General features: G+C 65.2%; 16 protein-coding genes. 9 read left to right on the forward strand and 7 right to left on the reverse strand.

What is annotated here, in order from left to right; all coding sequences use genetic code 11:
* Positions 1 to 5: 5 nt before the first annotated feature.
* The 3 genes from AC5Y4H_RS00315 to prpD are packed head-to-tail and all read right to left on the reverse strand — an operon-like array spanning position 6 to position 3,546.
* Positions 6 to 1,133: a bifunctional 2-methylcitrate synthase/citrate synthase gene (locus tag AC5Y4H_RS00315; RefSeq protein WP_499977565.1), complete on the reverse strand. Its 1,128-nt coding sequence runs from the start codon at positions 1,131 to 1,133 to the stop codon at positions 6 to 8.
* Positions 1,130 to 2,047, reverse strand: coding sequence for a methylisocitrate lyase (gene prpB / locus AC5Y4H_RS00320; RefSeq protein ID WP_499977567.1), 918 nt, complete (start codon positions 2,045 to 2,047; stop codon positions 1,130 to 1,132). The genes AC5Y4H_RS00315 and prpB overlap by 4 nt, the downstream gene beginning before the upstream one ends.
* Positions 2,044 to 3,546 carry a 2-methylcitrate dehydratase PrpD gene (gene prpD, locus AC5Y4H_RS00325; protein ID WP_499977568.1) on the reverse strand — a complete coding sequence of 501 codons (1,503 nt, stop codon included), beginning with the start codon at positions 3,544 to 3,546 and terminating at the stop codon, positions 2,044 to 2,046. The genes prpB and prpD overlap by 4 nt, the downstream gene beginning before the upstream one ends.
* Positions 3,547 to 3,664: 118 nt before the next feature.
* Between prpD and AC5Y4H_RS00330 the strand changes: the two genes are divergently transcribed.
* Positions 3,665 to 5,080, forward strand: coding sequence for a short-chain fatty acyl-CoA regulator family protein (locus tag AC5Y4H_RS00330; RefSeq protein ID WP_499977569.1), 1,416 nt, complete (start codon positions 3,665 to 3,667; stop codon positions 5,078 to 5,080).
* A gap of 189 nt (positions 5,081 to 5,269) precedes the next feature.
* Positions 5,270 to 6,259, forward strand: a complete 990-nt coding sequence (locus AC5Y4H_RS00335; protein ID WP_499978086.1) for a D-2-hydroxyacid dehydrogenase family protein — start codon at positions 5,270 to 5,272, stop codon at positions 6,257 to 6,259.
* A gap of 5 nt (positions 6,260 to 6,264) precedes the next feature.
* Here the strand turns inward: AC5Y4H_RS00335 and AC5Y4H_RS00340 are convergent, their stop codons facing one another.
* From AC5Y4H_RS00340 to AC5Y4H_RS00350, 3 genes are read right to left on the reverse strand one after another with little or no spacing between them, the layout of a single operon-like run.
* On the reverse strand, positions 6,265 to 6,861 hold the full coding sequence (locus AC5Y4H_RS00340) for a TetR/AcrR family transcriptional regulator (protein ID WP_499977571.1): 597 nt from the start codon (positions 6,859 to 6,861) through the stop codon (positions 6,265 to 6,267).
* On the reverse strand, positions 6,858 to 7,631 hold the full coding sequence (locus tag AC5Y4H_RS00345; protein ID WP_499977573.1) for an SDR family NAD(P)-dependent oxidoreductase: 774 nt from the start codon (positions 7,629 to 7,631) through the stop codon (positions 6,858 to 6,860). The genes AC5Y4H_RS00340 and AC5Y4H_RS00345 overlap by 4 nt, the downstream gene beginning before the upstream one ends.
* A gap of 1 nt (position 7,632) precedes the next feature.
* A complete protein-coding gene (locus AC5Y4H_RS00350) occupies positions 7,633 to 8,718 on the reverse strand; it encodes an NAD(P)H-dependent amine dehydrogenase family protein (protein WP_499977576.1) in 1,086 nt (361 codons plus the stop codon).
* 116 nt (positions 8,719 to 8,834) lie between these two features.
* Here AC5Y4H_RS00350 and AC5Y4H_RS00355 point away from each other — a divergent pair, with 116 nt between their 5' ends.
* From AC5Y4H_RS00355 to AC5Y4H_RS00380, 6 genes are all read left to right on the forward strand, one after another.
* The gene (locus AC5Y4H_RS00355; RefSeq protein ID WP_499977578.1) at positions 8,835 to 9,692 is read left to right on the forward strand and encodes an SDR family oxidoreductase; all 858 of its coding nucleotides are present in this window, start codon (positions 8,835 to 8,837) and stop codon (positions 9,690 to 9,692) included.
* Positions 9,693 to 9,726: 34 nt separating this feature from the next.
* Positions 9,727 to 10,110, forward strand: coding sequence for a DUF1330 domain-containing protein (locus AC5Y4H_RS00360; RefSeq protein WP_499977579.1), 384 nt, complete (start codon positions 9,727 to 9,729; stop codon positions 10,108 to 10,110).
* 63 nt (positions 10,111 to 10,173) lie between these two features.
* Positions 10,174 to 11,529: a WS/DGAT/MGAT family O-acyltransferase gene (locus AC5Y4H_RS00365; RefSeq protein ID WP_499977580.1), complete on the forward strand. Its 1,356-nt coding sequence runs from the start codon at positions 10,174 to 10,176 to the stop codon at positions 11,527 to 11,529.
* A gap of 6 nt (positions 11,530 to 11,535) precedes the next feature.
* Positions 11,536 to 12,021 carry an NUDIX hydrolase gene (locus tag AC5Y4H_RS00370; protein WP_499977581.1) on the forward strand — a complete coding sequence of 162 codons (486 nt, stop codon included), beginning with the start codon at positions 11,536 to 11,538 and terminating at the stop codon, positions 12,019 to 12,021.
* Between the two features lies 1 nt (position 12,022).
* Positions 12,023 to 12,928, forward strand: a complete 906-nt coding sequence (locus AC5Y4H_RS00375) for a haloalkane dehalogenase (protein WP_499977583.1) — start codon at positions 12,023 to 12,025, stop codon at positions 12,926 to 12,928.
* 31 nt (positions 12,929 to 12,959) lie between these two features.
* The gene (locus AC5Y4H_RS00380) at positions 12,960 to 14,219 is read left to right on the forward strand and encodes a cytochrome P450 (RefSeq protein ID WP_499977584.1); all 1,260 of its coding nucleotides are present in this window, start codon (positions 12,960 to 12,962) and stop codon (positions 14,217 to 14,219) included.
* Here the strand turns inward: AC5Y4H_RS00380 and AC5Y4H_RS00385 are convergent.
* Positions 14,216 to 14,584, reverse strand: coding sequence for a hypothetical protein (locus AC5Y4H_RS00385; protein WP_499977586.1), 369 nt, complete (start codon positions 14,582 to 14,584; stop codon positions 14,216 to 14,218). The genes AC5Y4H_RS00380 and AC5Y4H_RS00385 overlap by 4 nt on opposite strands.
* Positions 14,585 to 14,743: 159 nt before the next feature.
* Between AC5Y4H_RS00385 and AC5Y4H_RS00390 the strand changes: the two genes are divergently transcribed.
* Positions 14,744 to 15,034, forward strand: coding sequence for a CDGP domain-containing protein (locus tag AC5Y4H_RS00390; RefSeq protein ID WP_499977588.1), 291 nt, complete (start codon positions 14,744 to 14,746; stop codon positions 15,032 to 15,034).
* Positions 15,035 to 15,047: the final 13 nt, after the last annotated feature.

Genomic DNA, 15,047 nt, shown 5'->3' on the forward strand with positions numbered 1-15,047 from the left:
GATCTTTACGATAGAGCGCGCTGCGGCGGTCCGACATACTCACTCAGCGGACGGATCAACGCGTTGGACGCAGTCTGCTCGATGATGTGCGCCGTCCACCCGGTGATGCGGCTCATCACGAAGATCGGCGTGAAGATGCCGATGTCGAAGCCCATCAGGTGGTAGGCCGGCCCGGTCGGGAAGTCCAAGTTGGGCTTGATGCCGTTGGCCTGCGCCATGCCCTTCTCCAGGACTTCGTAAATGTCGAGCCACACCTGACCGTTGCGTGCCGCCGCGACGCGGTTGAGGGCCTTCTTCATGGTGGGCACCCGAGAGTCACCGTTTTTGTACACCCGGTGACCGAAGCCCATGATTTTGTCTTTGCGATCGAGCTTGCCCCGCAACCATTCTGCGGCCATGTCGGCGGTGCCGATCTCGAGCATGTCGTGCATGACGGCTTCGTTGGCGCCGCCGTGCAACGGGCCCTTGAGCGCGCCGATAGCCGCGGTGACCGCACTGTAGATGTCGGACTGGGTGGAGGTGACCACCCGGGCGGCGAAGGTCGATGCGTTGAAGCTGTGCTCGGCATACAGAATCATCGACTGCTCGAAGGCGTCCACCACCACCCGCTCGGGGACGTCGCCGAAGCACATGTGCAGGAAATTCTGCGCGTAGTTCATGTGGGTGTGCGGGGCGATGGGTTCCAGGCCGCGCCGGCGCCGCATGTCGGCGGCGACGATGGTGGGCAGCACCGCGAACATCCGCAGCGCCTTGGCATAGTTCGCCTGTGGACTGCTGTCGTCCTCTTGGGGATCCTCGGCGCCCAACGAGCTGATGAAGGTGCGCACCAAGTCCATCGGGTGGCAGGTGTCGGGCAACTTGGCCAACAACGACAGTTGCGATCGGTTCAGCCCGCGGGCGGCGCGTTCCCGCTGCGTGAACAACGCCAGCTGTTGGTCGTCAGGCAGTTCGCCGAACCACAGCAAGTAGGCAACCTGCTCGAAGCTGCAGCTCGCCGCCAGGTCCTGGACCGGGTACCCACGGTAGGTCAGGGAATTGGTCTCCGGGACGACCTTGGAGATGGCGGTGGTGTCGACGACGACACCGGCCAGGCCCTTATAGATGCGGGGTCGATTGTCTTCGAGGGCGCTCATTGCACGACTCCTTGGAGGGCGAAGTTGTAGATTTCGGAACCGAATTGGTTGTAATCGGCGTAGCGCAGCAGCCCATACAGCCGACTGCGGTGTTGCATGCGGTCCAAAAGTCCGGATTGTGTTCCGCTGTCTGCGATTTCGCGAAGCCCGACCTCGACGGCGTGCATGGCCAGCCGAAGGGTGGTCACCGGATAGATCACGATGTCGTAGCCGATGTCGGATAACTGCTTGGCGCTCAACAGCTCCGACTTGCCGAACTCGGTCATGTTGGCCAGCAGAGGCGTGTCGACCGCGGCGCGGAACTGCTCGAATTCCGCCGGCGTGTGCAGGGCCTCGGTGAAGATCAGATCGGCGCCCGCATCGGCGTACGCCTTGGCGCGGTCGATCGCCGCGGAAATCCCCTCGATCCCGGCGGCATCGGTGCGGGCGCAGATGACGAAATTCGGGTCCCGGCGAGCCGATACGGCGGCACGCAACCGTTTGGCCATCTCGGCAGCCGGCACCACGGCCTTGCCGTCGAGATGCCCACACCGCTTGGGGTTTTCCTGGTCCTCGAAATGGCAGCCGGCCAGCCCGGCGTCCTCCAGCACGGTCACGGTACGGGCGGCGCTCATCGGCTCACCGAAGCCGGTGTCGGCATCGATCAGGGTGGGCAGGTCGGTGACCGAGGCGATCTGTGCTCCACGGGCGCCGACTTCGGTCAGGGTGGTCAGGCCGATGTCGGGCAGGCCGAGATCGGCCGACAGCACAGCTCCGGACACGTACACGCCGTCGAACCCGAGCTCGGCGACCAACTTGGCCACCAACGGTGAGAACGCGCCCGGGAACCGTTGCAGCCGGCCACTTTCCAGAGCGGCGCGGAAGTGCTCCCGCTTGGTCGCTGCCAGCACGGCGCCGCCGATCAATCCGCTCATCGGAAGATTCCCGAGGGAATGGTCGGCGCCTGGCCCAGCACCAGCGGATCGATCGCGATGTTGAGCGCACCCAGAGCGCCGGCCTGCAGGTCCGAAAGGGCCTCGGCCGCCGAGAGGAAGCGCTGCTGCTCGGTCTCGCTGACCACACCCTGGGCCAACTCGGTGAACTTTCCGGTGTACTGCTTGCGCTGAAACGGCCGGGCACCCAGCGGGTGGGCGTCGGCGACGGCGAGCTCGTCGACGATGACCTCACCGTTTTTCAGGGTGATTTCGGCCCGGGCGCCGAACGCCTTCTCCGCGGGATCAGTGGAGTGGTAGCGCCGCGTCCATTCGGGATCTTCGACCGTCGAGACCTTGCGCCACAGCTCGACCGTGTCGGGCCGGTGCGCACGCTCCGGCGCGTAAGACCTTTCGTGGTGCCAGGTCCCGTCCTGCAGCGCGACCGCGAAGATGTACATCACCGAGTGGTCCAGCGTCTCGCGGGAAGTGTCCGGGTCGAACTTCTGGGGATCGTTGGAGCCCGCACCGATCACGTGGTGCGTGTGATGGCTCGTGTGCAGCACGATCGTCGCGATCTGGCCGAGATCGCCGATACGCTCACGCATCCGGCGGGCAAGGTCGATCAGCGCCTGGCTCTGGTATTCGGCCGAGTGCTCTTTGGTGTAGCTGTCCAGGATGGCGCGCTTAGGCTCGCCGGGTTCGGGAAGCGGAACCTGGTAGGTGTGGTCGGGTCCCGAGAGCAGCCAGGCGATCACCCCGTCCTCGCCCTCCCAGATGGGGGCGGGTGCGCCCTCGCCGCGCATGGCACGGTCGACGGCTTCGATGGCGACCTTGCCCGCCCAAGCGGGCGCGTAGGCTTTCCAGCTGGAGATGAGCCCCTTGCGTGACTGGCGGGTTGACGTCGTCAAGTGCAGTGCCTGACCGATCGCGGAGTAGATGGTCTCCTTGTCCAGACGCAGCATGGTTCCCACGCCGGCTGCCACCGCCGGGCCCAGGTGCGCGACGTGGTCAATCTTGTGCTCGTGCAAGCAGATTCCCTTGACGAGGTCGATCTGGACCTCGTAGCCGGTGGCGATGCCACGGATCAGGTCGGCTCCGCTGATCCCGAGGTGCTGGGCGACAGCCACCAGTGGCGGGATGTTGTCGCCCGGATGCGAGTACTCGGCCGCCAGGAAAGTGTCATGAAAGTCGAGCTCGCGCACGGCGACGCCGTTGGCCCAGGCCGCCCACTCCGGGGAGTAGTCGCCCTGAATACCGAAAACCTTCGCGCCCTGAAACGGGTGCGCCCGCGCCTGCGCGCGGGCGGCGGCGACCGGACGGCGGGTGACCGAGGCGGCCGAGACCGCGGCGTTGTCGATGATGCGGTTGATCACCATCGCCTCGGTCTCCGCCGGCACGGCGACCGGGTCCGCGGCGACCTCGGCGATCTTCCACGCCAGGTGCTCACTACGAGGGAAGTCCTCGGCACTACGCCGGGTGCGCACATCATGAATCCGCATAAGTCACACAGTACGCAGGGCACAAAACTGGGTAAATCCCCTGTAAAAGCGTAATTCTGTGTCCCGACGCGTCAGTTTTTGCGAACCTTGCGAAAGACGCTGGCGTACTGTGTGACGGGTGGCGAAAACGTTCGCCGGCGCACGGTTGCGGCGTTTGCGCGAGGAGCAGGGGCTGACCCAAGTGGCGTTTGCGCGCGTCCTGGGATTGTCGACCAGCTACGTCAATCAACTGGAAAACGATCAGCGTCCGCTCACAGTCCCGGTGCTACTCACCCTCACCGAGCGGTTCGACCTGCCGACGCACTACTTTGCGCCGGAGTCCGACGCCCGCTTGGTGTCGGATCTGCGTGAAGTTCTGGCCGACACGTCTGCCACGGCCGCGCAAGTCGAGGAGCTGGTCGCACGGATGCCGGCGGTCGGTCAGACGCTGGTCAATCTGCACCGGCGGCTGCACGACACCACCGCCGAGCTCGAAGCGCTGCACAGTCGCGCGAATGTCGACACGTCGGCGCCGTCCCAGCAGCCAATGCCTTTCGAGGAGGTCCGCGACTTCTTTTACGACCGCAAGAACTACATCGGCGAACTGGACATCGCGGCCGAACACTTGTTCAACGAGAACCGATTGCGCATCGGCGGTCTCGATGGTCAGCTTGCGGAGTTGCTCGCCGCAAAGTTGGGCGTCACGGTCGTGATCGACGACGGCCAGGTGCTAGATCCCAACTCCAAACGCCTGTTCGCGCCAGAATCGAAGGTGCTGTACCTGGCCCGGTGGCTTCATCCCGGCCAGCGCGCTTTTCAACTCGCCACCCAGATCGCCTTGCTCACCCAGGGCCGACTGATCTCCGCGATCATCGCCGGCGACGACCAGCTCAGCGACGATTCACGCGGCGTAGCCCACATCGGTCTGGCCAACTATTTCGCCGGCGCGCTGTTGTTGCCCTACCTGAGCTTCCTCGAAACCGCCGAAAGCTCCCGTTACGACATCGATTACCTGGCACGGCGTTTCGAGGTGGGGTTCGAAACCATCTGCCACCGGCTGTCAACCCTGCAGCGGCCCAGCGCGCGGGGGGTACCGTTCATCTTCGTCCGCACCGATAGCGCGGGAAACATCTCGAAACGCCAATCCGCCACGGCATTCCACTTTTCCCGCGTCGGCGGAAACTGCCCGCTGTGGGTTGTGCACCACGCGTTCTCCCGGCCCGGACAGTTCCTGACCCAAGTCGCGCAGATGCCCGATGCGCGCACCTATTTCTGGATCGCCAGGACCACGACCGCCGAGCCGAGCCGCTATCTCGGTCCGGACAAGACCTTCGCCATCGGACTGGGATGCGACGTCGCCCATGCGGAGAAACTCATCTACTCCGTCGGGATCGATCCGACCAACGTCGAGTCGATCGTGCCGATCGGTGCGGGCTGCAAGATCTGCGATCGGCCGGCCTGTTCGCAACGCGCTTTCCCCTACCTCGGTCGCCAGGTGCATGTCGATCCGCACAGCAGCACGAATCTGCCCTACCCGCCGGTGATTACGGCCTGAGCGGGGGCAGCCACCACCCATCAGCGGCTGGGCCGACGCACCAGCGATTTCAGGATCCCGAGTGCGAGCGGCGTTGCGAGCAAACCCATCGCGAGGGTGGCGATCCCCATCCGGACGAGGTCGTCGCGGTCTTGGCGACCTCCACGACGTAATGTTCCAGTGAGCGATGCACGGGAGTGGGGAGACCGCATGCCCAGAGTAGCGATTCTCGATGACTATGCAGGCGTGGCCTTGAAGGTTGCCGACTGGTCACCGGTGCAGAGGCGAGCCGAGATAACCGTTTTCGACCGGCACCTGACTGAAGACGAGGCCGCCGACGCGCTGCGGCCGTTCGATGTGGTGTGCACGATGCGAGAGCGGATGGCGTTTCCGCGGACCTTGATCGAGCGGCTGCCGAACCTGAAGCTGATCACGATCGTCGGCAGGAGCCTGCCTAACCTGGACATCGCCGCCGCCGGCGAACACGGGATTCTGGTAGCGCATTCGGATTTTGCCCATCCCCGATTCAGGTCGATGCGCGACGCTACGCCGGAACTCGCCTGGGGGTTGATGATTGCGACGGTGCGCAATCTCGCCAACGAGCATCACCACATGCGTGGCGGCGGATGGCAGACCAGCACGGGTATGACCCTGTCCGGCAAGACGCTCGGGCTGCTCGGCCTGGGCAGAGTCGGCCGACGAATGGCCGGGTACGCCGGTGCCTTCGACATGGATGTCATTGCGTGGAGCCAAAATCTCACCGAGGACAACGCCGCGAGCGTGGGCGCGCGCCGGGTCGATAAAGCCACGCTGTTCGAATCCTCAGACGTGGTCTCGATTCATCTGGTGCTGTCGGAACGCACCCGAGGACTGGTCGGCGAAGCGGAGCTGGCACTGATGAAGCCCCATGCCTACCTGATCAACACCTCCAGGGGCCCGATCGTCGACGAAGCGTCCCTGATGGCCGCGCTGGAAGCCGGGCGCATCGCCGGGGCCGGGCTGGACGTCTTTGACACCGAGCCGCTGCCGGAAGACCATCGGCTGCGGCTGCTTCCAAACGTGACGCTGTCCCCTCACCTGGGCTACGTCACACGAGAAATGCTGGGAGCCTTCTACTCTGACACGGTTGAATCAGTGGTGGCCTGGCTGGACGGGTCGCCTATCCGGATCGCCAATCTCGACGTGGTGCAGCGGCGCTAACGCACTTACTCCCGCTTCCAATGCGGACTCTTCACCGCTTCCAGCGCATCGGTTACATAGCGATCCAGTGGCCGCGGTTTCCCAGACTGGCGCACCCATTGCTGGAAGGCGAAATCGGCGGCGGCGAAGGCGAGTTGAACGAGTAAGCCCGGACGGATATCGGCCCCGGGATCGACGCCCATCCGTTCGGCGACAAGCTTCGTCGCCCGCTCTTTGTCGGCCGGCCGGTGGACGGTGACCTTGCCGAGCAGATCGGGGACCACCAGCAGGGCGTCGCGCCACTCTTCGGTGTCGGCCTGTTCGAACGAGCGGGTCCGCGTGATGATGGCGTTGATCAGAGCGACATCGGGTGACTCGACGGCGGGCCGTCCCTCGAGCAGATTGACGATCGCGGCGCCGCCGTACCGCACGGGTGCGAGGAGAAGCTCCTCCTTCGCCGGCACATGCCGGAAGAACGTGCGGGCGGAAACCCCTGCGGCCGCGGCTATTTCTTCGGTGGTCACGGCGTCGTACCCGCGCTCGACGAACAAGCGGAATGCCGCGCGCCGGATATCGGCGCGGATCTGTGCACGCTGCCGGTCGCGGAGCGACTCGCCGGTCATCGGAAGCAGCCGATCCCGCCGTCGACGTGAACGGTCTGTCCGGTGATGAAGGTGGCGTCGTCGCCGAGTAGGAACGCGACCAGCGCACCCACGTCGGTGCGGACGTCTCCTATCCGCTTCATCGGAACCCGCCCTACCGCTTTGTCGTACTCCTTGGGCGCGAACGACTTCCAGAACTTGACGCCGTCTGATTCGGCGAATGGGCAGATGACATTGACGCGGATGTTGTCGCGCCCCCATTCCAGCGCGGCCACCTTCGACAGTCCGCGAATGCCCTCCTTGGCGGCGGCGTAGCCGCCCCACTTAGGCTCGCCGCCGGTGCCCGTCCCCGAACCGAGGTTCACGATCGACCCGCCACCGGCTTCGACCATCAAAGGGTGCACCGCCTGCATCAGCAGGAAGGTCGCGCGTGGGCCCACGTCGTAGCCGAGCGCCAGGTCTTCGGTGGTGATGTCGACGAACGCCTTGGGTTCGTTGGTGGCGATGGCGTTGTTGACCAGGCCGTGCACCGCGCCGAAGGCGTCGACGGCTGCGGCCGCGATCCGATGCGCGCTGTCCGGGTCACGAAGATCGGCGACCAGCTGTTCCACCCGGCCGATCGCCTTGAGTTCGGTGGCGGTCCTGTCCAGGACCTCTTCCTGGATGTCAACCAGCAGCACCTCCGCACCGCGCTCGAGCAGCGCGGCGGCGACACCCTTTCCGACGCCTTGGGCGGCACCGGTGACGATCGCGACGTGTCCGCGCATCGAATCGGGGTGGCTGTAACTCATCTCAGGGCTTCTCCGCGGCGAGCGCGGGAGCCGGACGGCCGGCGAACAACGGCAGGTCGAGATAGGTCTTGATGCCGGGCTCTGCGGCGCAGACGTCGGGAATGGCGTTGACGCAGTGGTTGGCGGTGACCACGACGCCCGGATTCTTCACCAAGCCTTCCGCGATCGTCTCGGGCTGCAGACCCTTGAAGGTGAGGCTGACGTCGGGATCGCCGGTGATCTCCACCTCGAAGCGCTCACCCCGCCCGCCGAAATTCCAGGCCGGGTCGAGATTCTCCTCGCCCATCAGCCAGTTGACCGCCGCGGTGATGACGGGCTCGCTATCAACCAGCGCCTGCCAGCGGAACCGGCGCGCGGCCACGGTGCCGGTCGTGATCGAGAAGGGGTCGTAGTCGATGTCGGCGGTCGCCACGGCGACGTCCTGGATGGTCCTGATGTTCGGATCGATGCGAAAACCCATGTGGTCGGCGATCATTCGCACGGACTGCTTGAAGCCCGCTTCGAGCAGGCCGGCCATCGGCCCTTGAGTGGCTTCCTCGGGGGTACCGCCGAATCCCATGATGTGGCGCACCACGTCCGGCGCGTTGTAGGTGCGGATGTCGGAGAACTCTTCGGCACGCACGTGGGTGATCGCCGACGACAGCGAGGACACCATGAGCGGGAACCGCTCGGTGATGCCGCCGGGGTGGATGCCCGAACCATGAAGCGTCACACCGCTTTCCGTTGCTGCATCGGCGACGGCCCGGTGACGCTTGTTGTCCGGATCGGGGTAGACCCAGCCAACGGGTGTGACCACGTTCTTACCGGACCGCAGGATGGCGATCACTTCGTCGTCGTTGGGTATCAGCGGGCTGTACACGACGCAGTCGGCGTCCAGCGCCAATATCTCGTCGATGCTGGTGGTTGCGGTGACGCCGAGTTCTTCTGTCCCGATGATTCGGCCGACGTCGACACCGTTCTTGTCCGCGCTGTGCACCCAGCACCCCACCAGCTCCAGCTGTGGATGGTTGATGACGCACCCGATCGCCGCTTTCCCCACACCCCCGGTCGCCCACTGGATGACACGGAGTTTGGCTGGGCTACTCATCACTGGCCTCCCGGACGGACGGTGCGCGGTCTTTACACATCGGCGAATGAAATGGCAGGCTATGACTCGGTGACAGTGACTGTCAATAATCGATGGCTTCGCGAGAGGGTCTGTTGATGAGCGTCCTCGACGGCAAGACCGCCATCGTCACCGGCACCAGTCGTGGCGTGGGAGTGGGTATCGCCCATGAACTGCTGCGCGCCGGTGCGACGGTGATCGGCTGCTCGCGGTCACCGCTCGACACGATCCCCGGCATCGAACCGGGCTGGGCGGACCGCGCATCCCAAAAGGTCTGCGATCAGGGTGACTATCGTTCGGTCGACGCGTTCGTCGCCGACGTCGTGGCCACTCACGGGCGGGTCGACATCCTGGTGAACAATGCCGGAGGTACCGTTCCGACACCACATGCGGAGAGCATTCCCGAACTGGTGCAACGCATTCAGGGTGCACCCGCCCACGATGACGAGTACGCGCGCACGGCCCTGTTTCACGCCTTCGCCGTGCAAATGAACCTCATCAGCCCGTTGTGGTTCGCGATCCGCGTCTATCGGCAGATGCAAACCCAGGACGGCGTCGGCTGCATCATCAACATCTCCAGCGGCGCCGGTCATCCGGCCGGGTCGCCAACCCTGGTCTCCTATGGGGCGGCCAAAAGCGGCCTCAACCACCTCACCCGCTCGCTGGCCGAAGAGTGGGGGCCCACGGTGCGGGTCAACTGCGTCGCCCTGGGGCCGACGATGACGGAGAACTTCCGATCGTTCGTGCTACCCAAGGACGACCCCCATGGCGCAAAGTATTTCGCCGCCGTCCCGTTGCGCCGCGCCGGTGAGCCCGCCGAAGTCGGGCGTATCTGCGTTTTTCTCGCCGGCGGACAGGCCGACTTCGTCAACGGCACCACCATCGAATGCGACGGAGGGATGCTGCCGGGTGTGCTCTATGAGGCGGGCTTGAAGACCATCACGGATCTGCTCTAACGATCTAGAAGGAAACCAGCGCAAGGAGATTCACATGAGCGGCTTGGAGCCGACGCCCGAGCAGTTCGCCGCGCTCGCGGCGCGGCCGGCTGATGCGCCGGTGGTGATGGTCAACCTGTTGAAGTTCAAGCCCGAGGGCGGCCTGCAGAGCTACTCGCAATACGGCGAAGAAGTGGCTCCGCACCTGGAACGCGTGGGCGCTCGCCTGCGCTACGCGGGGGGCGCGCCGTCGGTGGTGATCGGCGATGGCGAACGGCCTTGGTGGGATGCGATTCTCATCGTCGAATACCCAACACCGCAGGCCTTCATCGACATGGTGAGCACCCAGGAATACGCCAAGGTGCACGAACACCGCGCCGCGGGGCTGGACCGCGGAGATTTGATCGCGACCTCGGCATGGTCGGTCGTCACCCAATGACCTGACGCCGGTCCAATCACGCGATAACTTTCCGGATCAGGCCGAAATGGGTCTAATAGGTGGATGGAACTGATAATGCCCACCGACGCGATCTTTCTCCTGGGAGAGTCTCGCGAACATCCCATGCACGTCGGAGGCTTGCAGTTGTTCGAGCCCCCGCCGGGGGCCGGCCGCGGCTTCGTTCGTGAGCTCTACAAGAGCCTGGCCGCTCAGCGGGATTTCCAGCCCACGTTCCGCAAGCATCCCGCGAGTTTCGTCGGCGGAATCGCGAATGTCGGCTGGTCGTACGATGACGCCGTTGATATCGACTACCACGTCCGGCGCTCTGCGCTGCCGTCGCCGAAGCGGGTCCGCGAACTGCTCGAGCTCACCTCGCGGTGGCATAGCAGCCTGCTCGATCGCCACCGCCCGCTGTGGGAGACGCACATCGTCGAAGGTCTGAAAGACGGCCGGTTCGCTATCTACACGAAAGTGCACCATGCACTGATCGACGGGGTCTCCGCGCAGAAGCTGATGCAGCGCGCATTGACCACCGATCCCGAGGACCCCGAGATTCGGGCCCCGTGGACTCTTCGTAAGCCCAAGCGCAAATCCAATCCGTCGTCCCCATTGAGCTCATTGGCCCGCACGGCGGGATCCCTTGCGGCACTGGCTCCCTCGACGATAGGACTGGCTCGTGCGGCGCTGTTCGAGCAACAACTGACATTGCCTTTCGGGGCGCCGAAGACAATGTTGAACGTCAAGATCGGCGGCGCCCGCCGGTGCGCCGCGCAGTCCTGGTCACTCGACCGCATCAAGAACGTGAAGAAGGCGGCCGGGGTCACGGTGAACGACGTCGTCCTGGCGATGTGCTCGGGCGCCCTGCGCTACTACCTGCTCGAGCAGGACGCGCTACCGGACACCCCACTGATCGCGATGGTCCCGGTGAGCCTGCGCACCGAGGAAGAGGCCGACGCCGGTGGCAACCTAGTCGGAGCCATTCTGTGCAACCTCGCGACCGATGCCGATGACCCCGCGCAGCGTCTGCTGACCATCAGCGACTCGATGCGCAGCAACAAGACGGTGTTCTCCCAGTTGCCGCGGATCCAGGCGCTGGCGCTGTCGGCCCTCAATACGTCAGCGCTGGCCCTGGCGGCGGTCCCGGGCTGGGTGTCTTCGACGTCACCGCCGTTCAACATCATCATTTCGAACGTGCCGGGCCCGACACAGCCGATCTACTACGGGGGCGCCCGGCTCGAAGGCAACTACCCGCTGTCCATCGCGCTGGACGGCCAAGCCCTGAACATCACCCTGGCCACCAATGCCGGCAACCTGGACTTCGGTCTGGTGGGCTGTCGGCGCAGCGTGCCGCACTTGCAACGGCTGCTCGCGCACCTGGAGTCATCGCTCAAGGATCTGGAACGCGCTGTGGGAGCATAGAACTCGATGCCCAAACTGAGCGCGGGTGTGATGTTGTACCGAACCTGCGACAGCGTCGTCGAGGTCTTGGTTGCGCATCCGGGCGGGCCATTCTGGGCCCGCAAAGATGACGGCGCGTGGTCGATCCCGAAAGGCGAGTACACCGACGGGGAGGATCCCTGGGCGGCCGCGCAGCGGGAGTTCTCCGAGGAGCTGGGGCTGCTGGTGCCGGCCGGGTCCCGCATCGACCTCGGTCAGCTGAGACAATCCGGCGGCAAGGTGGTGACCGCCTTCGCCGTCCACAGCGACCTAAACATCGCCGACGCGCGCAGCAACACCTTCGAATTGGAGTGGCCGAAAGGATCGGGCACACTGCGGGAGTTTCCCGAGATCGATCGCGTGGGCTGGTTCGCGGTGGCAACCGCGCGCATCAAATTGCTGAAGGGTCAGCACGGATTTCTCGATCGTTTGATGGCGGATCCGGGCCTGGCCGGACTATCCGAAGGGACGTGACATGCAGACGCTGCGAACACCCGACGACCGGTTCGACGGTCTTCCCGGTTTCCCTTACACCCCAAGGTATTGCGAAGTATCCGACGACGAGGGCGGCGTACTGCGCGTGGCCTGGGTCCAGGACGGGCCGGAAAGCGCCGACCCGATTCTCATGCTGCACGGCGAACCGTCGTGGTCATATCTGTACCGCAAGATGATTCCGATACTGGTCGCCGCCGGTCATCGGGTCATCTGTCCCGACCTGGTCGGTTTCGGTCGCTCGGACAAACCAACCCGTCGCGACGACCACAGCTATGCGCGGCATGTCGAGTGGATGCGAGCGGTGGCCTTCGATGTCCTCGACCTGCACAACGTGACGCTGGTAGGTCAGGACTGGGGTGGGCTGATCGGATTGCGCCTCGCCGCAGAGCATCCCGAACGGTTCGCTCGGGTGGTCGTCGCCAACACCGGGCTGCCGAATGGCGAGCAACCCATGGCCGACGTCTGGTGGCGGTTCCGCGACGCGATCACCTCGGCGCCGACGCTGAACATCGGCGCGTTCGTCCAGGGCGGATGTCGCCACAAGATGACCGATGAGGTGCGTGCCGGCTATGACGCGCCGTTCCCCACCGACGACTACTGTGCCGGGCCGCGGGCCATGCCCGGCCTGGTGCCCACGTCACCGGACGATCCTGCCGCGGTGGCCAACAAGGCCGCCTGGGCCAAGCTTTCGGTGAGCCCGACACCGATGCTGGTCGCGTTCAGTGACAGCGACCCGATCACCGGGCCGATGGCCGAGATCTTCCAGCGCCATATGCGTGGCGCCCAGGGGATCGAGCACCCAGTGATCCGCGGCGCCGGGCATTTCGTGCAGGAGGACGCCGGAGCGGAGCTGGCCGGCCACATCGTGGAGTTTCTCCGCCGCTGAGGAGGGGCCCGGAGCCGGGCACAATGTCAGGATGACGACTGCGCCCGCCGAGTCCACGAAGCCCGACGGATTGCTGGTACGGCTGTTGGACCCGGCGGTCCGTGCCGACCCCTACCCGCTCTTCGCGCAGTTCCGTGAGCGCGGGTCGGTCGCCTTACCGGGTGGCAACCTCGCGGTGTTCTCGACCTACCGTGACTGCGACGACGCCCTGCGCCACCCGTCGTCCAGCAACGACCGGAGCAGGTCGACGGCGGCCCGCGCGCAGATCGATGCGCAGACCCGCCAGCTCATCGAGGCGGGTGCCGAGGTGCCGGCGCCGAGCCCTCCCGGGTTCTTGTTTCTGGACCCGCCGGACCACACTCGACTGCGCAAACTGGTCAGCAAGGCGTTCGCGCCCAAGGTGGTGAACGCACTGCAGCCCGACATCACCGCGCTGATAGACGGGTTGCTCGACCGGATCGCCGAAAAAGGGCGGTTCGAAGTCGTCGAAGACCTCGCCTACCCATTGCCGGTGGCGGTCATCTGCCGACTGCTCGGCGTACCCCTCGAGGACGAACCGCAATTCAGCCGGGTGTCCGCGCTGCTGGCACAATCACTGGACCCGTTCGTCGCCTTCACCGGAGAGCCGTCGCACAACCTGAAAGAGCGGATGGCCGCCGGGACCTGGTTGCGCGCCTACCTGCACGGACTGATCGACCGGCGACGCTCGCGGCCCGGCGACGACCTGATGTCCGGACTGGTCGCCGTCGAAGAGTCGGGCGACCAGCTCACCGCCGAGGAGATCGTTTCCACCTGCGTCCTGTTGCTGGTCGCCGGACACGAGACGACGGTGAACCTGATCGGCAACGCGGTCCTGGCGATGTTGCGCCTACCGTCGCAGTGGACCGCGCTCGGCGCCGACGCCAACCGTGCCCCAGCGGTCATCGAGGAGACGTTGCGCTATGACCCGCCGGTGCAGATGATCGCCCGAACTGCCGGTGACGACATGACAATCGGGGGCATTGAGGTGCCCGAGGGCGACATCATGATGTTGCTGACGGCCGCCGCCCAGCGGGATCCCACCGAATATAATCGCCCCGACGTCTTCGACCCGGATCGGAAGGCGCTGCGGCACTTGGGATTCGGCCGCGGCGCACACTACTGCCTTGGTGCGCCGCTGGCCAGGCTGGAAGCCGGGGTGGCCCTGTCGGCGGTAACGGCGCGCTTCCCGAATGCTCGCTTGGACGGTGAACCCCAGTACAAGCCCAACGTCACGCTGCGCGGGCTATCGCAGCTCATGGTCAGGGTCTAGTCCCGTTCCCACGGCGGGCTTTCCTGCATCTTCCTGTAGTACTTCGCCAAGTGGCTCTTGATCCGATCGACATCGGACCGGGGCACGTCGATACCGCCACGCGCCCCGTCCATGATCGCGCCCGCCGCCATCACGCCGCGTGGCACGACCTTGAGGTTGCCGTCGATGACGTCGGCGATCAGCAGCTTGTAGGCCGTGAAGTTGTCCTTCTTGTCGCCGTCGTACCAGACATGCGCGTCGCGGTATTTCGGGTTCGGACCGTCCTCCGCGTCGGCCCACTGACGCACCCGCTTTTCGGCCGCGTCCCCGTCCCATTTGCGGTCACGATCGGCCAACGGCAGATCTTGAAAGGTTGTGACTGACATGGTTGCCGCGTGCCCTTTCCGGATGACGATCAAACGCGCCTAAACCGCCTGTTCGCGGTTGCACTAGCGGTAGCGTCGTTCGTAGCTGACTGGGCTGTCGACGGTGATTGCCACCCGAGCACTCGGCATCCCCCCGGCGGCGGTGGACGGGAGACGACCATGAAGCGGTGCATTGTCGGAGGACTCGCTGCCATTCTGTTGGCCGCACAGCTGGTCGCCGCGGCGCCACCCGCGCGCGCCGGTTGTGTGTACGGAGGACCCGTTCTGAGCAAGTGTGATGGACCCGTCCAGCCCGACGGCACCTGGCAACGCTGCGTGGCAGTCACCCGCTTGGTTCCTAATGGCATGAGTTCCTACCTCGTGCCCGACAATCACTGCAATGTGATGGGTCCTGGCCAGAACCCTTCGGACTTCGCCTTCGCCGACCCACCGACGCACATCGACGGCTGAGCGGGTCGGTGCG

This window comes from Mycobacterium sp. NGS58 (genome assembly GCF_059812385.1).